This is a genomic window from Pantoea sp. OVA07A (assembly GCF_019969975.1).
GTDB classification, from domain to species: Bacteria; Pseudomonadota; Gammaproteobacteria; order Enterobacterales; family Enterobacteriaceae; genus Pantoea; species Pantoea agglomerans.
Window position 1 is genome coordinate 1,232,955 of sequence record NZ_JAHXYM010000001.1, and the last position, 22,582, is coordinate 1,255,536.

A 22,582-nucleotide genomic window follows, 5' to 3' on the forward strand; every position below is an offset into this window, starting at 1 on the left:
TTGCCGGCAGGCAGGATTATCCGGTACTTTATTGGGGTAAAACTGAGCCGTAAGCGATCAGATTAACGGACAAATTTCCATACTGAACCCGGGACTTTATCGTAGAGCTTGTTCATCGTCAGTTCCGCCAGGCGATGGTCAGCTGCTGAGTAAAATACCGCTAATTCATCTTCCGGTAATTCATACTTATTTTTTTCAATCACCCTTTCCAGGGTATCAAGAGAGCGGCAGCGCCGCAGTCGCATCAAATAATCGGTTTTAGTCAGGGTTTTGTTCATAAATAAACCGTTCTCATGTCTTTACTATAATGAATGGCTCGGTTGCTGGAGAAAAGCGCACTCTTCAGTGAACAGATTAAATAAGCGTTTTGCTGAACGTTGCCACCGCTGAAGATCCGGACTATTGACACCATAATTGCTGAATAGCATAAAAGTATCATCAAGATATTCATCGATTTGCGAAATCAGCGCTTCATCTTCAACGTGCTTAATTTTGTAATTCATGGTGAAAGAGGCGATATGCTCAATCAAATCGTTAAGCTGTAGATTGCTTTCAGAAGTGGGATCATTAACCCAGCCATGATGACTGTCGGTTAATGTTGCCATGCTGTCGTCAAACAGACTCTCACAAAGGTATTTAAGCTGGGCAATATCATGCCGTTTCGGTGAGTATTCGTCCATCTTTTTCCCCTCCATAGCTAGCACAGTTGCCGCAGGGCGGCGAGAGAAGATCACGCGGCCAGGAAGCGATTATTCGGGCAGTTATTAAACGGGATACCTTAAAGATAGTGTAAAACCATTAGTTCTGCTCACCTCCATTACTAAATATTACAATTCATCGCCAGGGGAGGGTTGCTCATTGTCGATCACATCAAACTCAAGTGCACCGGGCTTAATGTGAAAGTTTACCTGTTCTGACTGCGTCACGGTTTCATTTAGATCCAGGCAGGGACTAAATAAATTCCAGTCAAAATCGTAAAGTAATTTAAAACTATTCAGATCCTGGTATTCAACCGAAATGATTTTTAAACTGCCTGGAACTAACCGGGCATTTTGTGAGTACCAGCGTAAATCCCCTACCAGCAAATCGGTTATTTTGAGAATATTCCGCTGAACAATCTCTGCTATTTTTGCGCAGTCCGATTCACCCGCGGCAATATCACATTCAATGCGTGACAGCATATCTGTTCCACTTATAACCGTTAATAAACCTATCATTGGTTTTCTGCAACTGGTTTGCAAGTCAGTTGAGCACAAAACTCTCAGTTTCTGAGATTTGCCAGACGCAGCCGCAGGCCTTACCGCCAGCGCGGGTCTGCCAGTGAGTGCAGGTGATATTTATCTTTTGATACACAATCCCACATTCAACAGAGAGCAACATCAGGTATCTTTGCTGTTATGTTATAACATTATGGTGAAGTAATGCGTCAGAGTGGACTACTTATGTCACTGGGCGGGCGGCTGGGAGTAGCACTGCTATTTATCACGCTGCTTGCTGTGGCAATAAAATGGGGGATCAGCGCATGATCCTGTTTAACGCGCTTCGCGCGGGCTACCAGGGACAGGTTGTGACCCCGGCTATTACCGGCCAGCTCGCAGCCGGCTCGATGACCGCGCTGGTCGGCGCGAACGGTAGCGGCAAATCAACCCTGTTAAAAACCATTGCTGGCTTACTGCCACCGATAGCCGGGCGCTGTGAGCTGCAGGTTGCACGCCGGGATATCGGCTGGTTGCCGCAGCGCACCGAACTTGAGACCCGCTTTCCCCTGACGGTATTTGAACTGGTCTCTATTGGCTGCTGGCCACGCTGCGGCTGGTTCGGCGGCATTAACCGGATACTGCGTCGGGAGATCTGGCAGTCGCTGGAAGCGGTTCAGATGAGTGATTATGCGGATGCGCAGCCCGCGACGTTATCCGGCGGACAACTGCAGCGGGTATTGTTTGCGCGGCTGATGCTGCAGCGCAGCCAGCTCTGGCTTCTGGATGAGCCTTTTAACGGCATTGACAGCCAGACGGTGACGCTACTGATGTCGATCCTTGAGCAGCAACAGCAGGCCGGAACAACCCTGCTGGTGGTGCTGCACGATCGTCCGCTGGTGGCGCGCTACTTCAGTAACGTGATGTCGATGGATGAACGTGAGGTTAACTGCACCTGCCTGCCTGCTTCCTCTCTGGGGAGTCGTGCGCCGTGACCCTGATTCAACCCTTTATTGAGTTTGGTTTTATGCGACGCGCGCTGGTGGCCTGTCTGGCGCTGGCCGTCAGCGCCACGCCGCTCGGGGTATTCCTCTCCCTGCGACGTATGAGCCTGATTGGCGATGCCTTATCACACGCGGTGCTGCCCGGTGCCGCCATTGGCTATCTGATCTCCGGATTGTCACTGGTCGCGATGGGTGTTGGCGGCCTGATCGCTGGTTTAGCCGTGGCGCTGCTCTCTGGCGCGGTCAGTCGCTACACGCCGCTGAAAGAGGATGCCAGTTTTGCCGGGTTCTATCTGGGTTCACTGGCGCTGGGCGTCACGCTGGTTTCATTACGCGGCTCAAGTGTGGATCTGCTGCACGTTCTGTTTGGCTCGCTGCTGGCGGTAGACAACGCAGCGCTGTTGCTGGTGGGCGGCATCGCTGCCTTTACGCTGATTCTGCTGGCGGTGATCTATCGTCCGCTGGTCATCGATGCGTTTGACGGCGACTTCCTGCGTGCGCAGGGAAAATGGAGCGCGCCGCTGGTGCATGGTCTGTTTTTAATGCTGGTGGTGCTGAATCTGGTGGCGGGTTTTCAGGTGCTGGGCACCCTGATGTCAGTGGGTTTAATGATGTTGCCCGCCGCCAGCGCCCGCTTCTGGAGTCGCCATCTCGCCGCGATGCTGGTTATCGCCATTTTCATGGCAATGATTTCGTCGCTGGCCGGGCTGATGCTCTCCTGGCACTTCTCATTGCCGGCGGGTCCCGCTGTGGTGCTGAGCGCCGCCATGCTGTTTTTTTTCTCCATTCTTACAGGGCCGTGCGGCGGAATTTTACGCCGCCATTAATCTTAAGGGGTATCTATGAAAAAATTACCGGTTAGCCTGGCGCTCGCTGCGCTGTTTGCCACGCCTCTGGCGATGGCCAAAACGGTGGATGTCGTGGCGAGCTTTACCGTGCTGGCTGACATCGCTAAGCAGGTCGGCGGCGATCATGTAAAGGTTAAAAGCCTGGTGGGGCCGAATGGCGATCCTCATACTTTTGAACCGACACCGCAGGACAGTCAGGCGCTGGCGAAGGCCGATCTGGTGTTTGTCAGCGGACTGGGACTGGAAGGGTGGATGGATCGGCTGGTCAGCGCCTCAGGGTATCGCGGTCAGCCCGTTGTCGCCTCAACCGGTGTCACCACTCGCAGCATGGAGGAGGAGGGTAAAACCGTTACCGATCCTCACGCCTGGAACAGCATGCAGAACGGCGTTATCTACGCGACCAACGTGATGAATGCGCTGGTCAAAGCCGATCCTGAAGATGCTCCGGCCATTCGTCAGCGTGGACAGAATTACATTCAGCAACTGCAGGCGCTGGATCGCTGGGCAAAAACCGCCTTTGACGCTGTGCCAGCCGATAAGCGTAAAGTGCTGACCAGTCATGATGCGTTTGGTTACTTTGGACAGCGATATGGCGTGACTTTCCTGGCGCCGGTAGGGTTCTCTACTGAGGCGGAAGCGAGTGCCAGCAACGTGGGTAATTTAATCACTCAGCTGAAGCAGCAGCACATCAATCGCTATTTCATTGAGAACCAGACCGACCCGCGTCTGGTAAAACAGATTGCCAGCGCCACCGGGGCAGAGCCGGGTGGTGAGCTCTATCCGGAAGCGTTATCCACGGCCTCTGGCCCGGCAGCCACCTATCAGGCGGCTTTTAAACACAACGTGAATGCGATGCTGAAGAGCATGTACTAAGCATAAAAAAGGCCGGGCAAGCCCGGCCAGTCATCACGACACAAACTAGCGTTTTTTCTTTCTTCCCTGTACTGCTTTAAACCGCGGGTTCGATTTACAGATAACGTAAATACGGCCTTTGCGGCGGACCACTTTACAATCCCGATGGCGATTTTTTGCTGAACGCAGCGAGCTTAATACCTGCATGATCCTCTCCTCTATTTCTTTCCAAGAAAGCGCCCGAAACGCTGGTTAAAGCGCGCGGTGCTGCCCTCTTTGGCAAAATCTTTCTGTTTACCGGTGTAGAACACATGTGAGGCAGACGACACATCCAGGGTGACGTAGGGCAGCGTTTCGCCTTCGAACTCCACGGTGCGATCGGTTTTGATGGTTGATCCGATTTTGAACCAGACATCAGCCGATGTGTCATGGAAAACCACGTGACGATAGTGAGGATGAATATTCGCTTTCATAATGCACACCTATGTAATGTTATACTATAACAATATTATGCGATGCACAGGCCAGGATTGCAACTGTCCGTGAGACAGGAAAAGCAAGGGGACAGGAAATGAGAAGGGCTGAATCGCAGGCATAAAAAAAGGCCGCTTGCGCGGCCTCAGATGATTTACAGCTTAGTGAGTCTGGTTATGCTCAACCGGATGACTGTTCGCTGATTCTTCTTTTTTCTTGCCAAAGCGGCGGCGTACCACCACAAAGAACACAGGAACGAAGAAGATCGCCAGTATGGTCGCGGTGACCATACCACCGATAACACCGGTACCTACGGCGTTTTGCGAACCGGAACCGGCCCCGGTACTGATCGCCAGCGGCAGTACCCCGAGAATAAACGCCAGTGACGTCATCAGGATAGGACGCAGACGCATACGGCACGCTTCCAGCGCAGCTTCAATCAGCCCTTTACCCTCTTTATCCATCAAATCTTTAGCAAATTCGACGATAAGGATGGCGTTCTTGGTGGAGAGGCCGATGGTTGTCAGTAACCCCACTACGAAGTAGACGTCATTACTCAGGCCACGCAGGGTGGTAAAGATCAGTGCACCAATGACCCCGAGCGGGACAACCAGCATAACCGAGAATGGAATCGACCAGCTCTCGTACAGTGCGGCGAGACACAGGAAGACCACAATCAGCGAGATGGCATAGAGCGCAGGGGCCTGGTTACCTGACAAGCGTTCCTGATAGGACATGCCGGTCCAGTCATAGCCGATACCGGCAGGCAGTTTCGCCGCCAGCTCTTCCATCAGGTCCATTGCCGCACCCGAGCTTTTGCCTGGCGCAGCCTGTCCCAGGATTTCCATCGCAGGCAGACCGTTGTAACGCTCAAGGCGCGGTGAACCATATTGCCATTTCGCTGACGAGAAGGCAGAGAAGGGCACCATGGTTCCGCTGCTGTTGCGCACGTACCATTTACCAATGTCGTCCGGCAGCATGCGGGCGTCCGCTTTACCCATGACGTAAACTTTCTTCACGCGACCGCGGTCAATGAAGTCATTGACGTAGGAACCGCCCCAGGAAGCCGCCAGCGTGGTGTTGATATCACTCAGTGATACGCCCAGCGCCTGTGCTTTCTCCTGATCGATGGTCAGCTTGTACTGCGGCGTATCTTCCATCCCGTTAGGACGGACGCCAACCAGCGTATCAGGATGCTGCGCAATCATGCCGAACAGCTGATTACGCGCTTCCGTCAGCTTATCGTGGCCAAGGTTATTCTGGTCGATCAGCTCAAAGTCGAAGCCGGTCGCGTTACCCAGTTCAATAATGGCTGGCAGGTTGAAAGGAATGACCATTGCATCTTTGATCGCGCCCAGCGCCTGCATGGCACGGCCAGCAATCGCCGGTACTTTCATGTCGCTGCCGGTACGTTCATCCCACGGCTTGAGACTGACGAAGGCGATACCGGTGTTCTGTCCACGACCGGCAAAGCCGAAGCCGTTAACGGTAAACACCGATTTAACCGTGTCTTTCTCCTGGGTCAGGAAGTAATCCGTCACCTGATCCAGCACTTTCTGCGTACGCTCCTGGGTTGCACCAGCAGGCAGCTGCGCCTGAGCCAGCAGCAGACCCTGATCCTCTTCCGGTAAGAATGAGGAGGGCAGTCGCACAAACAGAAACGCCATACCGACCACGATCACCAGATAGATCACCATATAGCGACCCGTACTGCGAACCATGTGGCCCACACCATCCACATAGTGGTTGGTGCTTTTGTCGAACATGCGGTTGAACCAGCCGAAGAAACCGGTGGTTTTACCGTGCTCGCCTTTTTTAATCGGTTTCAGCATGGTGGCACAGAGTGCCGGCGTCAGAATAAAGGCGACCAGCACCGACAGCGCCATTGCCGAAACGATAGTGATGGAGAACTGACGGTAGATAACACCGGTCGAACCACCAAAGAACGCCATCGGAATAAATACGGCAGCCAGCACCAGCGCGATACCGACCAGTGCGCCCTGGATCTGCTCCATAGAACGCTTAGTCGCTTCTTTTGGCGGTAATCCCTCTTCCGCCATTACGCGCTCAACGTTCTCGACCACCACGATGGCGTCATCCACCAGCAAGCCGATGGCCAGCACCATCCCGAACATCGTCAGGGTGTTTATCGAATAGCCAAAAGCGCTGATAACGGCAAACGTACCCAGCAATACCACAGGGACCGCGATGGTAGGAATGAGCGTGGCGCGGAAGTTCTGCAGAAACAGATACATGACCAGGAACACCAGCACGATCGCTTCGATCAGCGTTTTCACCACTTCGAAAATCGAGATCTTAACGAAAGGCGTGGTGTCATACGGATAGACCACTTTCAAACCGGCCGGGAACGTCGGCTGCAATTTGGCCAGTTCTTCTTTCACCGCATTGGCGGTATCCAGCGCATTCGCACCGGTGGCCAGCTTGATACCGATACCGGACGCAGGCTTGCCGTTATAACGGGCAACGATTTCGTAGTTTTCCGCGCCAAGTTCAATCCTTGCCACATCACGCAGACGAACCTGAGAACCATCTTCATTCACTTTCAGCAGGATTTTGCCGAATTCATCGGTAGAGGTGAGACGGGTTTGCGCAATGATCGAGGCGTTAAGCTGCTGTCCCGGAACCGGAGGCGTACCGCCCAACTGACCGGCAGCAACCTGGGTGTTCTGCGTATTCAGGGCGCTGATAACATCAACCGGCGTCAGGTTGTAGTTGTTCAGCTTGTGCGGATCCATCCAGATACGCATCGCGTACTGCGCACCAAATACCTGGGTATCACCCACGCCTTTGGTACGGCTGATCGGGTCTTTGATGGACGATGAAATAAAGTCAGAAATATCATTCTGCGTCATATTGTCATCGTCGCTGATGAAGCCCGCTACCATCAGGAAGCTACTGGAAGATTTCTTAACCTGAATCCCCTGTTGCTGTACTTCCTGCGGTAACAGCGGCGTCGCCAGCTGCAGTTTGTTCTGCACCTGAACCTGCGCGATATCGGCATCTGTTCCTGACTCAAAGGAGATCGTCAGGGTCAGCGTACCGGATGAGTCGCTGCTTGAGGACATATACATCAGTCCATCAATGCCGTTCATATTTTGTTCGATGACCTGGGTCACCGAGTCCTGCAGCGTTTTAGCATCTGCACCAGGGTAGGTGGCCTGAATCTCAATCGCCGGCGGTGCAACATTGGGATATTGCTCAATCGGAAGTTTGAGAATCGATAGCGCACCGACCAGCATAATGATGATGGCGAGCACCCACGCAAAGATGGGCCGATCGATAAAGAACTTAGCCATGAATCAACGGCTCCTGTTATGACGATGACTTGTCAGACTGCGGCTTTGAATCGGGTGCCGCTTTCGCATCGTCTGAGACTTCTTGTGGGGTAACCTGTGCGCCCGGCTTGGCTCGCTGCAGACCCGTGCTGATCACACGTTCACCCGCTTTAACACCGTCGGTGACTAACCACTTGTCGCCAATCGCCTGAGAGGTGGTGACCTGACGAGCTTCCACTTTGTTATCTGCACCTACCACCATGACCGTTGCCTGACCCGTTGGGGTGCGGGCTACCGCCTGTTGCGGAACCAGCAACGCATTAGGATTGGTACCTTCATCCAGACGAGCGCGAACAAACATGCCCGGTAACAGCGCATGGTTCGGGTTCGGGACAATGGCGCGCAGGGTGATAGAACCCGTGGTTTCATCAACGGTAACGTCAGAGAACTCCAGCGTACCTGTCTGTGGATAGCTGTTGCCGTTCTGCATCAGCAGGGTCACGTTGGCTTTGCCATCGTTCTGCTTCAGCTGACCCGACTCCAGTTCTGAACGTAAGCGCATGAAATCTTCGCTCGACTGGGTAACGTCGACATACATCGGGTCAAGTTGCTGCACAGTGGCCAGGGCGGTGGTTTGTGCGTTTTGTACCAGCGCACCTTCCGTTACTGACGATTTGCCGATGCGGCCACTGATAGGCGAGGTGACTTTGGTATAAGCCAGGTTAATGCGGGCCGTTTCTACATTGGCTTTTGCTACCTGAACCGCAGCATCGTTTTGCGCGGCCGTGGCAACGGCGGTGTCGTAATCCTGCTGACTGATATATTTGGTGCCGAGTAAAGGCTTATAACGTTTGACGGTCAGCTGAGCGATGCGTGCATTGGCCTGCGCCTGAGTTAAATCACCTTTGGCGCTGTCATAGGCGGCCTGATAGGTAGCTGGATCGATCTGATAAAGAGACTGACCCGCTTTGACATCGCTGCCTTCAACAAAGTTACGCTTCAGAATGATACCGGAAACCTGCGGACGGACTTCGGCGACACGATATGCCGAGGTGCGGCCAGGTAATTCAGTCGAGATTTTCAGGGGTTCAGTTTTCAGTGTTACAACCCCCACTGCTGGCGGTTGCTGGGCGGCTTGTTCGGATTTATTGTTGTCACATCCTGTTAACAAAAAGCTGCCTGATAGCATCAGGACGGCCGCCAGAGGCGATAATCCTCTGATTTTATTCATAAATAAACCTCTAGTGTCCGATATCAATTGGTCAATGGATCACAAACTGAAAAACCCATTGCTGTGTCAAGTCGCAGGTCATGCTATGGTACATACATTCGCAAATGTATGTAAACTTACCTGTTTGTAAAAAAAGCCCCTTATGGCACGAAAAACCAAAGCGCAAGCACTTGAAACGCGACATCAAATTCTTGATGCCGCCATTGTTCTGTTTTCGCAGCAGGGCGTTTCAGCCACTTCTCTGGCGGATATTGCAACCGCTGCCAGCGTCACGCGAGGGGCCATCTACTGGCACTTCAAAAATAAAGCCGATGTATTACATGAAATATGGCTTCGTTGTGATGCTGGTCTGGACGATGTGGAACTTGAGTATCAGACAAAATACCCTGGCGATCCACTCTCTGTGTTGCGAGCGATGCTGGTCTATATCTTTGACGCGACAGCAAAGGATCCGCAGCGCCGCGCCTTGATGGAGATCATTTTCCACAAATGTGAATTTGTGGGCGAAATGTCGGCGCTGAAGAATATGCAGCAGAGCTTACTGCTGGAGTGCTACGACAAAATTGAAGATGTCCTGCGCCAGTGTATCGAAGCCGGACAACTTCCTGGCAGTCTCAGCACGCGTCAGGCCGCTCTTATCCTGCGCGGTTACGTCAACGGTATGATGGAAAGCTGGCTGTTTGCGCCGGACAGTTTTGATTTAGCCGGAGACGCGCCGACGCTGGTCAATGCCTTTATCGATATGCTGCGCCTCAGTCCGACGCTGACTGCCCACCACTAAGCCGATGGGCGATCACGCTTGTTTTCGAAATCGCGCTGCACCATGGCCAGCGCTGAGAGCACGGTTTCTACCGGCAGTTGATGCTCTTCCAGTAGCTGAATCAGATCAACTGCCAGTTTGACGTCGTCAGGGGCATTTTCCAGTGACATCTCTTCTCCTAAATACGTAGTCGGGCCGCGACCAGCAGCATCACTAATGCACCGAGAATCGCCATGCCCAGTGCGCCAATATGCAGCGTTGCCAGGGTGCCCAGTTCAAAATAGGTGGCGATATAGCCGCCAATCAGTGCCCCGATCATCGACAGCGTCAGGGTAGCAACCAGGCCGCCCGGTGGTCCCGGCATAAGCAGACGCTTCAGCAACCCCAGCAGTAAACCGCTTAACAGCCACACAAGTAAAGCCATGGTTCTTCTCCGCGCCGAATCACACCCAGTATAGGAGCGCTTTTGTCACGCTGCGCTTTATTCGCTGCCGCGCAACGAAGAGGCCCATTCGACAGAGCGAATCGCCTGCCGACAGCGTGCCAGTCGCTGCTCTAACGTTTCCAGATCCTGTTTCAGCTGATGCTGTACCGCCAGCGTTTCGGCCAGCGCCAGGCGCTGCTCACGCTGATCGATCATTGCCAGTAAACGCCGTTCAAATTCACGGTACTCCTGATATTTTGCGGCGCGTGGGTTCCTGATGGGCTGTTCGCGTCGGGTACGCAGCTGTTGCGTACTCGCCTCGCGTTGCAGGGCGGCAATCTGATCGACCAGGCGTTCAGCCAGCCACGCACTGCGGGCCAGATCGTGGCTGCTGTCGCAGAGCCGGGCAAAATTCTGTTCCACTTCCAGCAGGTAATCAGCCAGCCGCGTGCCTTTGGTGCGAAACAGCTGAGTATCAAAACGTGGCAGACGGCAAACCCCATCGGAATGGCAGGCGAGTTCCTGCCGCAGGGCGATAAGGAGCTGTTGCAGGCGCTGTTGTATGGCGATCGCACTCATCGCGTCACGCTCAATTGTGCTAACGTACGCTGATGAGGAAAGAGTTGGGCGGCATTCATGCAACGCATTCTGTTATTAACCCTCGGCTGGCTGGCGATTGTGCTGGGGACGCTGGGCATTGTATTACCTTTATTACCTACCACGCCATTCATGCTGCTGGCGGCCTGGTGTTTTGCCCGTTCATCGCCGCGTTTTCATCACTGGCTGCTGTGGAAATCGCCATTTGGCCGCTATCTGCGTCACTGGCAGCAGCATCGCGCGATGCCGCCAGGGGCTAAAGTACGCGCTATCTGCCTGATCGTCGCCACCTTTAGTCTCTCACTCTTCCTGGTGCATCAGCTCTGGGTACGCATCATGCTGCTGATCATGCTGGCGGCGCTGCTGCTGTTTATGTGGCGTATTCCGGTGGTGGCAGAAGCAGCGGACGCACCGCCGCCGCCGCGATAAAGTTGCATTTAGCCGGTCATTTGCTTAGATTTGGGCGTCTTCGTGCGTGGCTTCCCTTTGTGAACTGACTTCCGCTGAGCCTGTTATCAGGTATTAGCGCTTTTGAAGCTGCGCGAAACAGAATTTTTTACCAGGCGTATCATTATGACCGACACTGCGCAGCAGTTTGAATTCATTAAAAACAGCATTAAAAGCATTCCCGATTATCCTAAGCCAGGCATCCTGTTCCGCGATGTCACCAGCCTGCTGGAAGATCCCAAAGCCTATGCCGCGTCGATTGCGCTGCTGGTTGAGCGTTACCGTAATAAAGGCATCACTAAGGTGGTGGGGACGGAAGCGCGCGGTTTCCTGTTTGGTGCACCGGTGGCGTTAGGTCTCGGCGTCGGTTTTGTTCCGGTGCGTAAGCCCGGCAAACTGCCCCGTGAAGTCTACAGCGAATCCTATGAGCTGGAGTACGGAACCGATAAGCTGGAATTGCACAAAGATGCCATCCAGCCAGGCGATCTGGTGCTGGTGGTTGACGACCTGCTGGCGACCGGCGGGACGATTGAAGCGACCGTTAAACTGATTCGTCGTGCAGGCGGTGAAGTTAAAGACGCGGCTTTCATTATTAATCTGTTCGATCTGACCGGAGAAACGCGTCTTAATGCCATGGGCGTTGAGAGCTACAGCCTGGTTAAATTCCCCGGCCACTAAGCCACTCTTTCGGCCTTGCCATCCGGCGAGGCCGTCACGCCTTCGGCGTCAAGATAACGAGTGCCAGCCAAAAGCGTAGCTGATAGACTACTGCAATCTTATACAGGGGTTGCAGAGCGTCTGCGCTCATCTTTCCATCCAACTTCGTCGAACTCCACATGAGCTATCAGGTACTTGCGCGAAAATGGCGTCCCCAGGCTTTTGCTGATGTTGTCGGTCAGGAACATGTTCTGACGGCGCTGGCGAATGGATTGTCTCTGGGACGCATCCATCATGCTTATCTCTTCTCCGGCACCCGCGGAGTAGGGAAAACCACTATTGCGCGTCTGCTGGCCAAAGGCCTTAACTGCGAAACCGGTATCACTGCCACCCCCTGTGGTCAGTGTGATAACTGCCGTGAAATTGAGCAGGGCCGCTTTGTCGATCTGATTGAGATTGACGCCGCATCGCGTACCAAAGTTGAAGATACCCGCGATCTGCTCGACAACGTGCAGTACGCCCCGGCGCGTGGCCGCTTCAAAGTCTATCTGATCGATGAAGTGCATATGCTGTCGCGTCACAGCTTCAATGCGCTGTTAAAGACGCTGGAAGAGCCCCCTTCACACGTTAAATTCCTGCTGGCGACCACCGATCCGCAGAAACTGCCGGTGACCATTCTCTCGCGCTGCCTGCAGTTCCACCTCAAAGCGCTGGATGTCGATCAAATCCGTCAGCAGCTTGAGCATGTTCTGAAGCAGGAACAGATTGAGAGTGAAACCCGGGCGCTGCAGCTGCTGGCGCGGGCTGCCGATGGCAGTATGCGCGATGCGCTGAGCCTTACCGACCAGGCCATTGCCATGGGGCAGGGCGCGGTGACCAGCAGTACGGTCAGCGTCATGCTCGGCACGCTGGACGATGAGCAGCCGCTGGGGCTGCTGGAAGCGCTGGTCGACGGTGACGGTCAGCAGGTGATGAGCCTGTTGAGCCAGGCCGCGTCACGGGGTGTGGAATGGGAAGCGCTGCTGGTAGAAATGCTGCGCCTGCTGCACCAGATTGCGATGGTGCAATTGCTGCCGACCTCGCTTAATGACGATGATGAGAGTAACGCCCTTCGCTTGCGTGAACTGGCGCGCGTGGTGCCGCCCGCCGATCTGCAACTCTATTATCAGACCCTGTTGATGGGCCGCAAGGATCTGCCTATTGCGCCCGATCGTCGCATGGGTGTGGAGATGACGCTGCTGCGTGCACTGGCGTTTCATCCTAAAGCTGCCGTGGCTGAACCCATTGCGCGTCCCGCATTAACTCAGCAGACGGCGCCTGTCGCCCTTGCGCAGACGTCACCGGCAGCATCCGGCCCATCGTCGTTAGCACGGCAATCGGCAGCACAGCCAGCCTCACCGTCACCTGCCGCTACGCCGCCGTCGCACACCGCGTCGCCCGTCGCGCAGCAGACTCAACAGCAGATGCCGGAGCAGACGCAGCAGCAGGTTGCCGCTCAGCCGCAGATGGCCGCGCCCGATGCTGCACCGCAGCATTCGCCGTCGCCAGATGCCGCACCTGACACCGCACTCTCCAGTTCCACCAGTCAGCTCCTGCAGGCGCGCACTCAGTTGTTGCGTCAGGGAGCGAACAAGCCAAAAAAGCGTGAGCCGGCAGCGCCAGGTGCGCGGCCGGCCAACTCCGCGCTGGAGCGGCTGGCCTCGGTCACCGAGCGCAGTCAGCAGCGTATCCGCGATCGCGAGCCTGCTGCCCCGGTAAAAGAGGAAGCGTACCGCTGGAAAGCGGTCAATCAGCCGGTGGAAGTGGCGGAGCCGGTGGCGACGCCAAAGGCCTTGCGTTCTGCGCTGGAGCATGAGAAAACCCCTGAGCTGGCGGCGCGTCTGGCCGAAGAAGCACAGCAGCGCGATCCCTGGGCCGCAGAGATTGCGATCCTGCCGCTGCCGAAACTGGTGCAGCAGCTGGCGTTAAATGCCTGGAAAGAGACCACCGAAACTGGGGTCTGCCTGCATTTGCGTAGCAGCCAGCGTCACCTTAATTCACCGTCGGCGCAGCAGGTATTAAGCGATGCGCTGAGTCAGCATGCCGGGCAGAGAGTTGAACTCTCGGTAGTTGAAGACGATAATTCATCGGTGTTGACGCCACTTGAATGGCGTCAGGCCATTTACGAAGAGAAACTGGCGCAGGCGCGTCAGTCGATCACCTGTGATACCCACATCCAGACGCTGCAGCGCTTTTTTGATGCCGATCTGGATGAGGAGAGTATCCGACCTGTTTGAACACGCTGCTGCTATCTTAACGATAGCGTTGTAGCCTCAGCTGAGAGAGAAAATTATGTTTGGTGGTAAAGGCGGATTGGGCAACCTGATGAAACAGGCCCAGCAGATGCAGGACAAAATGGCCAAGGTTCAGGAAGAGATTGCCGCGATTGAAGTGACCGGTGAGTCTGGTGCTGGCCTGGTAAAAGTCACCATTAACGGCGCGCACAACTGCCGTCGCGTGGAAGTCGATCCCAGCCTGCTGGAAGATGACAAAGATATGCTGGAAGATCTGATTGCAGCCGCGTTCAACGATGCGGCACGTCGCATTGATGAAACCCAGAAAGAGAAGATGGCTTCTGTCTCTTCAGGCATGCAGCTGCCACCAGGCTTTAAGATGCCGTTCTGATGCAAACCAGTCCACTGCTTGAATCTTTGATGGAGTCGCTGCGCTGTCTGCCTGGCGTTGGGCCGAAGTCGGCGCAGCGCATGGCGTTTCAGCTGCTGCAGCGCGATCGCAGCGGTGGCATGCGGCTGGCGCAGGCGCTGACCCGGGCGATGTCGGAGATCGGACACTGCGCCGATTGCCGGACATTCACCGAGCAGGAAATTTGCACCATCTGCGCCAATCCACGGCGTCAGCAGAATGGTCAAATCTGCGTGGTGGAAAGCCCGGCGGATATTCACGCCATTGAGCAAACCGGCCAGTTTGGCGGTCGCTACTTTGTGCTGATGGGACATCTCTCGCCGCTCGACGGCATCGGTCCGGCTGATATTGGCCTGGATCGTCTGGAGCAGCGACTGGAGAGTGAAACCCTGCAGGAAGTGATCCTCGCCACCAACCCGACGGTGGAAGGCGAGGCGACCGCGAACTACATCGCGGAACTCTGTGGTCAGTATGGCGTCGACGCCAGCCGTATCGCGCACGGCGTGCCGGTGGGCGGTGAGCTGGAGATGGTTGATGGCACCACGCTGTCCCATTCACTGGCGGGCCGCCAGAAGTTTAAATTTTAATCACTTGCCGGTGTTGTGACAGACACCGGCTTGAAAATCTCCCTGTCACCCCCACATCAACCTCAACGTTTGTTCAACCTGTTTTGTTGAGGTAGCAATGACCATGAAAGGACAAGAGACCCGTGGCTTTCAGTCGGAAGTAAAACAACTTCTGCACCTGATGATCCATTCTCTCTATTCAAACAAAGAAATTTTCCTGCGTGAGCTGATCTCCAACGCCTCGGATGCGGCAGACAAACTGCGCTTCCGTGCCCTGTCAGATTCCAGCCTGTATGAAGGTGATGGCGAGCTGCATGTTCGTCTCTCTGTTGATAAGGACAACCGTACCATTACCCTCAGCGACAACGGTATTGGTATGCGTCGCGATGAGGTCATTGAGAACCTCGGGACTATCGCCAAGTCAGGCACCAAATCCTTCCTTGAATCCCTGGGCTCCGATCAGGCGAAAGATAGCCAGCTGATCGGTCAGTTCGGTGTCGGTTTCTATTCTGCATTCATCGTGGCGGATAAAGTCACGGTGCGCACCCGTGCCGCGGGCGCGTCAGCCGAAGAAGGCGTGTTCTGGGAATCCGCAGGCGAGGGCGAATATACCCTGGCTGAAATTGAGAAAGCCGATCGTGGTACCGAGATCACCCTGCATCTGCGCGAAGGCGAGGATGAGTTCCTGGATGCATGGCGCGTGCGCAACATCATCAGCAAATATTCCGATCACATCGCGCTGCCGGTAGAGATCGAAAGCAAAGATGAAGAAGGCGAAGGGACACACTGGGAGAAGATTAACAAAGCCCAGGCGCTGTGGACCCGCAACAAATCTGAGATCAGCGACGAAGAGTACAACGAGTTCTACAAGCATATCGCCCACGATTACAGCGATCCGGTTGCCTGGAGCCACAATCGGGTAGAAGGTAAGCAGGAATATACCAGCCTGCTCTACATTCCGGCGCGTGCGCCATTCGATATGTGGAACCGCGATCAGAAACATGGCCTGAAACTCTACGTACAGCGCGTCTTTATCATGGATGACGCTGAGCAGTTTATGCCGAACTATCTGCGCTTTGTGCGTGGCCTGATTGACTCCAACGATCTGCCGCTGAACGTTTCCCGTGAGATCCTGCAGGATAGCCGCGTGACCCAGAGTCTGCGCGCTGCGCTGACGAAGCGGACCCTGCAGATGCTGGAAAAACTGGCGAAAGATGACAACGAGAAATATCAGACCTTCTGGAATGAGTTCGGTCTGGTGCTGAAAGAGGGCCCGGCGGAAGATCACGCTAACCAGGAGACGATCGCTAAGCTGCTGCGTTTCGCCACCACCCAGAGCGAAGGTTCGGCACAGACCATTTCGCTGGAAGATTACGTCAGCCGCATGGTGGAAGGTCAGGAGAAGATTTACTACATCACCGCTGACAGCTATGCCGCCGCGAAGAGCAGCCCGCATCTGGAACTGTTCCGCAAAAAAGGCATTGAGGTGCTGCTGCTCTCCGATCGCATCGACGAATGGATGATGAGCTACCTCACTGAGTTCGATGGTAAAACCTTCCAGTCAGTCAGCAAAGCGGATGAATCGCTGAGCAAGCTGGCGGATGAAGAGACCGAAGAGCAGAAAGAGGCGGAAAAAGCGCTGGAGCCTTTTGTTGAGCGGGTGAAAACTCTGCTGGGCGAACGTGTGAAAGAGGTGCGTCTGACGCATCGCCTGACCGATACTCCGGCGATTGTCACCACCGACGCCAATGAGATGACCACGCAGATGGCGAAGCTGTTTGCCGCGGCCGGACAGGAAGTACCGGAAGTGAAGTACCTGTTCGAAATCAACCCGGATCATCCGCTGGTGAAACGTGTTGCGGATACGCAGGATGAAGCACGCTTCGGTGAGTGGATTGAGCTGCTGCTGGATCAGGCCTTGCTGGCCGAGCGCGGCACGCTGGACGATCCTAACCAGTTTATCCGCCGCATGAACCAGTTGCTGACCGCATAATGGTAACAGGCCGGTGGTTTTCACCGGCCTCAGACGGCTGATAAAGCCACAGCAGGGTGATTCTGACCGCTACGAATGAATCCGGTGCGCAGGGAACACGGTCAGAAGAGGAAAGCGTCCCGCGCCATGGACAAAAACGTCAGGAGCGTTTTTGAACAACGCAAAGCGTTGGCCCGGCTACGGGCGCACCTCAGGGATGAGGTGCGTAATTGCGTGGGCCGAGCGTGTCACGGATGACGGCTTTTGCGTCTTTCCGATCTGACCGTGTTTTCTGCGCTGGCTCGGTCTCACCGCTGAGAAGGGCAGATATTATCAGCAGCATCAAGCCGGTGACCCTCACCGGCTTTTTTTATGGTTTTGCGGCATCCTGCAGCCAGTCGCGAAACAGGCTGATCTCCGTATCGTGCCGACGGCTCTGTTTTGTCATCATCCATGTGGCCCGCTCGACGCGTACAAAGCCAAGCGGCGCAAGCAGCGTGCCATCCTCCAGCTCTTTGCGTACCAGCAAACGCGGTGCCATCAGGACGCCAAGACCACTTCGTGCAGCCTGAATCCCCAGTGTCAGACTCTCAAAATGCTTTCCGCCGTTAAAGCGGCCGCTGACCCCAGCTTTGTCCGCCCACTCTGACCAGGCGTGCAGCCGGGTATCCGCATGCAGCAGGGGCATCGCGGCCAGATCCTCGCCGACCCGCAGTTGCGAAGCAAAGTGAGGTGCGCAGAGCGGCCCAATCTCATCCTCGCTGACCAGCGTGGCGTCTATGTCAGATTCAGGGGGCTCACCGTGACTGAGGATCAGCACATCCACATGTTCGCTGCGCAGTTGCGAGATCTGCGTCAGCGGCTGGAAGTGAACCTCAATCTCCGGATAGCGTTGATAAAAGCTGGCGATACGGGGAATCAGCCATTGCGACAAAAAGCTGGGGGCACAGGAGACCCGAATCTGCTGAAGCAGCCCGGTACGAATGCTTTCGCAGCTGCTGCGCAACTCACTGAACGCCTGCTGACAGCTCAGCAGCAGACGTTCACCGTTTGAGGTCAGTTTCACGCGGCCATGGCTGCGGACAAAAAGTGGTTTGCCCATCCAGCTCTCCAGCTGGCGAATCTGATGGCTGATGGCGCTGTGCGTAACATGCAGATGTTCAGCCGCCACGCTAAAACTGCTGTGTAAGGCTGCCTGGTGAAAATAGTGCAGCGCTCTCAGTGGCGGCAGTCCGTTCATCCTCTTCCCCTGTGCAAAAATCTAACAGGGATTGTCAATTTATATCATTTTAAAGTCCAGCCGCATTGACCTACTCTGTAGGGCAAATTCTGGCGGGTTGACTCAGCCTTATATCTGTGATTTTTCAGGGTATTCCGCCTCGCTTAACCTGCGTTCACGCCGCACACTCCCCGAAGCGAGACAACCATGGCACACCGCTCTTTATCCTCTGAAACCTCAGCAGAGGCGCGCCATCGGTTACGCCTGGCGCTCTCACGTTTTTACCGGCTGGAGCAGTTCGATCTCTTCTTCGCGCCCTCGCTGCATGTGGCGCAGGTCCTTCTTTCTCAGCTCTTTCTGCGACAGGAGCAGGCGCGCAATCAGCACCGTTACGCCTCGCACTTTCCGGTAACCGAACTCAACATCCTGCCAGCAGTTCCGCTGATCGCGGGCAGCATCATGCTGGTACCGCATGTCGAATTGCCCAATGGCCGCGTGCGTCCGCTGCGGGATTGCCAGAACCAGGGCGTGACGGAGGCGAGCGAGAGTTTTGCCAGCGTGCTGCATCAGAAACTGATCGACGAAGCCCATCTGTTTGTCACCCGACTGGATCGCCACGCCGAGATCTGCAGCGATCTGGTGCTGGTGGCGTTGCGGACACATGACTTCAGTACGCTGGTGCGCAGCGAACTGCGGCTTTTCGAACAGGGGCTGACCCTGACCGCCACGCATGAGGCACTGCGCCGCTTCGACGATCCGCACTGGCGGCCTTACAATGCCGCCACCGTCGATGCGCTCTCCCTGTCAGACCCGCTGCCGCTGAACTCCTGCCATCAGCCCGGTTTGCCGTTTGCCAGCTTTAATGTCCCGGCCTCCGTGATCACATCGCTTTCAGATGCGGAAGATGTGGTGAAATGGCCGCAGCAGGCGCGGCTGCTGCTGAATGCTAACGTGCGCGGCAGCGGCAAAAAAAGCGTGAATATGACCCATCATCTGAGCCGACGACTGCAATTCCTGCTCGGCTCAGGCGGTAAATCTGAAAAAGCGTCCGGCAGGCCAGGCGGGTAGGGGGCAGGGCCAAAAAGCGACTCAGGTCGCCCTGCGCGATCCGCGCCCTTCCTTGTGATGAGCGGGTCATAATGGTATGTTCTTTCGCTTCTAAGATAGATCAATGCGATTCGCAAGGGGATTTACGCAATGCGTATTATTCTGCTCGGAGCTCCGGGCGCAGGTAAGGGGACTCAGGCCCAATTCATCATGGAGAAGTATGGCATTCCGCAAATCTCCACCGGCGACATGTTGCGTGCAGCAGTAAAAGCAGGCAGCGAGCTGGGCAACCAGGCGAAAGCCATCATGGATGCTGGCAAACTGGTGACCGATGAGCTGGTGATTGCGCTGGTCAAAGAGCGTATCACCCAGGAAGACTGCAAAAACGGTTTCCTGCTGGACGGTTTCCCGCGCACCATTCCTCAGGCAGATGCAATGAAAGAGGCCGGGATCACCGTTGATCACGTGCTGGAGTTTGCCGTACCGGATGAACTGATCGTTGAGCGTATCGTGGGCCGTCGCGTTCACACGCCATCAGGCCGCGTTTATCACGTCACTTTTAATCCACCGAAAGTGGAAGGCAAAGATGATGTGACCGGCGAAGAGCTGACCATGCGTAAAGACGATCAGGAAGAGACCGTGCGTAAGCGCCTGGTGGAATATCATCAGATGACCGCGCCGCTGATTGCTTACTACAGCAAAGAAGCGGAAGCGGGCAACACTGCCTATCATAAAATCGACGGCACCCGTAAGGTGACCGAAGTCAGTGCCGAGCTGGCTAAGATCCTGGGCTAAGTTCACAGGGGCCGGTATTACTGGCCCCTTTTGCAGTAATCGCTTTTACCTCCCACTAATTCCGCTACAATTTTCCCGTTTTCACGCATCCCCGCTGTTATCAAGGAACTCAAATGAGGCAAGATAAGCCCGGCGTGTTATTGGTTAATTTAGGTACGCCAGACGCGCCCACCACACCTGCAGTTAAACGCTATCTGAAACAGTTTTTAAGCGATCCGCGCGTGGTCGATGCGCCGCGCTGGCTCTGGTGGCCGGTTCTCAATGCCGTTATTCTGCCGTTTCGCTCGCCGCGCGTCTCTAAGCTCTACGCATCGGTCTGGATGGAAGGCGGTTCACCGCTGCTGGTTTACAGCATGCGTCAGCGCGATGCGCTGGCGGCACGGGTCGATATGCCCGTCGAGGTGGGCATGAGCTACGGTAATCCCAGCCTGAAAAGCGCGGTTGATAAGCTAATGGCGCAGGGCGTGACCCGCCTGATTGTGCTGCCGCTCTATCCGCAATTCTCCTGCTCCACCGTGGCAGCAGTGTGGGATGGCCTGACCGCGGTATTCAAAGATTACCGCTCGCTGCCTGATGTGCAGTTTATCCGCGACTACGCCGAACATCCGGCCTATATCGCCGCGCTGAAAGCGACGGTGGAGCGATCCTTTGAGCGGCACGGTCAGCCCGATCTGCTGGTGTTGTCGTTCCACGGCATTCCGCAACGTTTTGCTAACGAAGGCGATGACTACCCGCAGCGCTGTGCGGATACCACGGCGGCCCTGGTCAAAGCGCTGGGCCTGCGTGACGATCAGTATATGATGACCTTCCAGTCGCGTTTTGGTCGTGAGCCGTGGCTGATGCCCTACACCGATAAAACCATGGAAAGCCTGCCCGCTAAAGGGATCAAACATGTTCAGGTGATGAGCCCGGGCTTCTCGTCAGACTGCCTGGAGACGCTGGAAGAGATTAGTGGTGAAAACTGCGAAATCTTTATGCATGCCGGGGGTGAGAAGTTTGAGTATATCCCTGCGCTGAATGCCGATGAGGCGCATATCGACATGATGGTGCAACTGGTCGACGCACGCCGTTAAAGCGCAGGCGGAGAGTGTGATATCATTCTCCGCCTGTTTTTCCAGACGGCACCTCCCGATGAAATTTCCCGGCAAACGCAAATCCAAACACTACTTTCCCGTCAGCGCACGCGACCCCCTGTTACAGCCCGCCCAGCACGACGTTGATGCAGGCAGCTGGGTGGTGGGTATCGACCAGACGCTGGTGGATATCGAAGCCAAAGTCGATGACGCTTTTCTCGCACGTTATGGCCTGAGTGCCGGGCACTCGCTGGTTATCGATAATGCCGTCGCGGAAGCGTTGTACAACGAACTGATGCAGGAAGCGCTGATCACCCATCAGTTTGCTGGTGGCACCATCGGTAACACGCTGCATAATTTCTCGGTGCTGGCCGATGACCGCTCCGTGCTGCTGGGCGTCATGTGCAATAACATCCAGATTGGCGGCTACGCCTATCGCTATCTCTGTAACACCTCAAGCCGGGTCGATCTTAACTATCTGCAGGGCGTGGATGGCGCCATTGGTCGCTGCTTTACGCTGATTGGCGAACATGGCGAGCGAACCTTTGCTATCAGCCCCGGCCAGATGAACCAGCTGCATCCGGATAACGTACCGGAAGAGGTGATCGCCGGAGCCTCTGCGCTGGTACTGACCTCCTATCTGGTGCGCTGTGCCGAAGGTGAACCGATGCCTCAGGCAACGTTACGGGCGATTGAGTATGCCAAACGCCACAACGTGCCGGTGGTGCTGACGCTGGGCACCAAACATGTGATTGGCGACAATCCTCAGTTCTGGCGCGATTTCCTGCGCGAGCATGTCAGCATCGTGGCGATGAATGAAGAGGAAGCGCTGGCGCTGACCGGCGAAAGCGATCCACTGCTCGCTGCCAATATGGCGCTGAACTGGGTCGATCTGGTGCTGTGTACTGCTGGCCCGATTGGGCTCTATATGGCGGGTTACACCGAAGAAGAGTTCAAACGCAAAACCAACCATCCGCTGCTGCCTGGCGCGATTGCTGAATTCAACCAGTATGAGTTCAGCCGGGTGATGCGCCAGCAGGATTGCCAGCAGCCGCTGCGCATTTTCTCGCACATCGCGCCTTATATGGGCGGACCGGAAAAGATCATGAACACCAACGGCGCCGGAGATGGTGCGCTGGCGGCGTTACTGCATGACATCACCGCCAACAACTATCACAGCCTGAATGTGCCAAACTCCAGCAAACATGCGCGTCCTTACCTGACCTACTCGTCGCTGGCGCAGGTATGTAAATATGCCAACCGCGTCAGCTACCAGGTGCTGAATCAGCATTCGCCGCGTCTGACCCGCGGTCTGCCGGAGCGGGAAGACAGTCTGGAAGAGTCCTACTGGGATCGGTAAAGCTGGCAGCTGCCGCGCATAAAAAAGCCCTTCTGAAGAGAAGGGCCTTAGAAGACTGGCAATGTCTGGCTCGGTTAGCGAT

The 22,582-nt window shown here is 55.3% G+C and carries 25 protein-coding genes and 1 other annotated feature; of the genes, 14 read left to right on the top strand and 11 right to left on the bottom strand.

The annotated features are described in order from the left end of the window. Positions 1–62: 62 nt before the first annotated feature. The 3 genes from LC417_RS05870 to LC417_RS05880 form a co-directional block, all read right to left on the bottom strand. Positions 63–278 carry an HHA domain-containing protein gene (locus tag LC417_RS05870; RefSeq protein WP_003850458.1) on the bottom strand — a complete coding sequence of 72 codons (216 nt, stop codon included), beginning with the start codon at positions 276–278 and terminating at the stop codon, positions 63–65. Between the two features lie 24 nt (positions 279–302). Then, positions 303–680, bottom strand: a complete 378-nt coding sequence (gene tomB, locus LC417_RS05875; protein WP_003850455.1) for an Hha toxicity modulator TomB — start codon at positions 678–680, stop codon at positions 303–305. A gap of 147 nt (positions 681–827) precedes the next feature. Further along, positions 828–1,181, bottom strand: coding sequence for a hypothetical protein (locus LC417_RS05880; protein ID WP_010255885.1), 354 nt, complete (start codon positions 1,179–1,181; stop codon positions 828–830). 341 nt (positions 1,182–1,522) lie between these two features. Here LC417_RS05880 and LC417_RS05885 point away from each other — a divergent pair, with 341 nt between their 5' ends. From LC417_RS05885 to LC417_RS05895, 3 genes are read left to right on the top strand one after another with little or no spacing between them, the layout of a single operon-like run. Next, entirely contained in the window at positions 1,523–2,191 is a 669-nt protein-coding gene (locus LC417_RS05885) for a metal ABC transporter ATP-binding protein (protein WP_010255888.1), read from the top strand. Continuing rightward, positions 2,188–3,027, top strand: coding sequence for a metal ABC transporter permease (locus LC417_RS05890; RefSeq protein WP_010671217.1), 840 nt, complete (start codon positions 2,188–2,190; stop codon positions 3,025–3,027). Before LC417_RS05885 ends, LC417_RS05890 begins: the two co-directional genes overlap by 4 nt. A gap of 15 nt (positions 3,028–3,042) precedes the next feature. Further along, positions 3,043–3,921 carry a metal ABC transporter substrate-binding protein gene (locus LC417_RS05895; protein WP_223565602.1) on the top strand — a complete coding sequence of 293 codons (879 nt, stop codon included), beginning with the start codon at positions 3,043–3,045 and terminating at the stop codon, positions 3,919–3,921. A gap of 45 nt (positions 3,922–3,966) precedes the next feature. On the opposite strand, the gene ykgO is transcribed toward LC417_RS05895, so the two are convergent. The 4 genes from ykgO to LC417_RS05915 form a co-directional block, all read right to left on the bottom strand. Continuing rightward, positions 3,967–4,107 (bottom strand): type B 50S ribosomal protein L36, encoded by a 141-nt coding sequence (gene ykgO / locus LC417_RS05900; RefSeq protein WP_010255896.1) that lies wholly within the window; start codon positions 4,105–4,107, stop codon positions 3,967–3,969. A gap of 11 nt (positions 4,108–4,118) precedes the next feature. Beyond that, positions 4,119–4,373: a type B 50S ribosomal protein L31 gene (locus LC417_RS05905; RefSeq protein WP_010671219.1), complete on the bottom strand. Its 255-nt coding sequence runs from the start codon at positions 4,371–4,373 to the stop codon at positions 4,119–4,121. 162 nt (positions 4,374–4,535) lie between these two features. Beyond that, the gene (locus LC417_RS05910; RefSeq protein ID WP_010255902.1) at positions 4,536–7,691 is read right to left on the bottom strand and encodes a multidrug efflux RND transporter permease subunit AcrB; all 3,156 of its coding nucleotides are present in this window, start codon (positions 7,689–7,691) and stop codon (positions 4,536–4,538) included. Between the two features lie 16 nt (positions 7,692–7,707). Next, positions 7,708–8,901 carry an efflux RND transporter periplasmic adaptor subunit gene (locus LC417_RS05915; RefSeq protein WP_010255904.1) on the bottom strand — a complete coding sequence of 398 codons (1,194 nt, stop codon included), beginning with the start codon at positions 8,899–8,901 and terminating at the stop codon, positions 7,708–7,710. A 142-nt stretch (positions 8,902–9,043) separates the two neighbouring features. Here LC417_RS05915 and acrR point away from each other — a divergent pair, with 142 nt between their 5' ends. Further along, positions 9,044–9,682, top strand: coding sequence for a multidrug efflux transporter transcriptional repressor AcrR (gene acrR / locus LC417_RS05920; protein WP_010255906.1), 639 nt, complete (start codon positions 9,044–9,046; stop codon positions 9,680–9,682). Here the strand turns inward: acrR and rsmS are convergent. The 3 genes from rsmS to priC are packed head-to-tail and all read right to left on the bottom strand — an operon-like array spanning position 9,679 to position 10,664. Further along, positions 9,679–9,831 (bottom strand): pleiotropic regulatory protein RsmS, encoded by a 153-nt coding sequence (rsmS, locus tag LC417_RS05925; protein WP_010255907.1) that lies wholly within the window; start codon positions 9,829–9,831, stop codon positions 9,679–9,681. The genes acrR and rsmS overlap by 4 nt on opposite strands. Before the next feature lie 8 nt (positions 9,832–9,839). Then, a complete protein-coding gene (locus tag LC417_RS05930; RefSeq protein ID WP_022626108.1) occupies positions 9,840–10,085 on the bottom strand; it encodes a membrane protein in 246 nt (81 codons plus the stop codon). A gap of 57 nt (positions 10,086–10,142) precedes the next feature. Beyond that, positions 10,143–10,664 carry a primosomal replication protein PriC gene (priC, locus tag LC417_RS05935; RefSeq protein ID WP_010671220.1) on the bottom strand — a complete coding sequence of 174 codons (522 nt, stop codon included), beginning with the start codon at positions 10,662–10,664 and terminating at the stop codon, positions 10,143–10,145. A gap of 57 nt (positions 10,665–10,721) precedes the next feature. Here priC and LC417_RS05940 point away from each other — a divergent pair, with 57 nt between their 5' ends. From LC417_RS05940 to htpG, 6 genes are all read left to right on the top strand, one after another. Next, complete coding sequence (locus tag LC417_RS05940; protein WP_010255914.1) at positions 10,722–11,111, top strand: DUF454 family protein; 390 nt, start codon at positions 10,722–10,724, stop codon at positions 11,109–11,111. 144 nt (positions 11,112–11,255) lie between these two features. Next, the gene (gene apt, locus LC417_RS05945; RefSeq protein ID WP_223565603.1) at positions 11,256–11,807 is read left to right on the top strand and encodes an adenine phosphoribosyltransferase; all 552 of its coding nucleotides are present in this window, start codon (positions 11,256–11,258) and stop codon (positions 11,805–11,807) included. A gap of 158 nt (positions 11,808–11,965) precedes the next feature. Further along, a complete protein-coding gene (dnaX, locus tag LC417_RS05950; protein WP_223565604.1) occupies positions 11,966–14,062 on the top strand; it encodes a DNA polymerase III subunit gamma/tau in 2,097 nt (698 codons plus the stop codon). Continuing rightward, positions 13,404–13,465 (top strand) — a sequence feature (DnaX frameshifting element). (Overlaps the previous gene by 62 nt.) Before the next feature lie 55 nt (positions 14,063–14,117). Next, positions 14,118–14,450, top strand: a complete 333-nt coding sequence (locus LC417_RS05955) for a YbaB/EbfC family nucleoid-associated protein (RefSeq protein WP_003850423.1) — start codon at positions 14,118–14,120, stop codon at positions 14,448–14,450. Further along, the gene (gene recR, locus LC417_RS05960) at positions 14,450–15,055 is read left to right on the top strand and encodes a recombination mediator RecR (protein WP_003850420.1); all 606 of its coding nucleotides are present in this window, start codon (positions 14,450–14,452) and stop codon (positions 15,053–15,055) included. Before LC417_RS05955 ends, recR begins: the two co-directional genes overlap by 1 nt. A 97-nt stretch (positions 15,056–15,152) precedes the next feature. Next, the gene (gene htpG, locus LC417_RS05965; RefSeq protein ID WP_029519428.1) at positions 15,153–17,027 is read left to right on the top strand and encodes a molecular chaperone HtpG; all 1,875 of its coding nucleotides are present in this window, start codon (positions 15,153–15,155) and stop codon (positions 17,025–17,027) included. Between the two features lie 349 nt (positions 17,028–17,376). Here the strand turns inward: htpG and LC417_RS05970 are convergent, their stop codons facing one another. Beyond that, a complete protein-coding gene (locus LC417_RS05970) occupies positions 17,377–18,246 on the bottom strand; it encodes a LysR substrate-binding domain-containing protein (RefSeq protein WP_223565605.1) in 870 nt (289 codons plus the stop codon). Between the two features lie 186 nt (positions 18,247–18,432). Here LC417_RS05970 and LC417_RS05975 point away from each other — a divergent pair, with 186 nt between their 5' ends. From LC417_RS05975 to LC417_RS05990, 4 genes are all read left to right on the top strand, one after another. Beyond that, positions 18,433–19,293: a DUF6024 family protein gene (locus LC417_RS05975; RefSeq protein WP_010255933.1), complete on the top strand. Its 861-nt coding sequence runs from the start codon at positions 18,433–18,435 to the stop codon at positions 19,291–19,293. Between the two features lie 129 nt (positions 19,294–19,422). Next, positions 19,423–20,067 (top strand): adenylate kinase, encoded by a 645-nt coding sequence (adk, locus tag LC417_RS05980; protein ID WP_010671225.1) that lies wholly within the window; start codon positions 19,423–19,425, stop codon positions 20,065–20,067. Between the two features lie 113 nt (positions 20,068–20,180). Beyond that, the gene (gene hemH / locus LC417_RS05985; RefSeq protein ID WP_045140704.1) at positions 20,181–21,140 is read left to right on the top strand and encodes a ferrochelatase; all 960 of its coding nucleotides are present in this window, start codon (positions 20,181–20,183) and stop codon (positions 21,138–21,140) included. 58 nt (positions 21,141–21,198) lie between these two features. After that, positions 21,199–22,500, top strand: coding sequence for an inosine/guanosine kinase (locus LC417_RS05990; protein WP_223565606.1), 1,302 nt, complete (start codon positions 21,199–21,201; stop codon positions 22,498–22,500). The last annotated feature ends 82 nt before the right edge of the window (positions 22,501–22,582 follow it).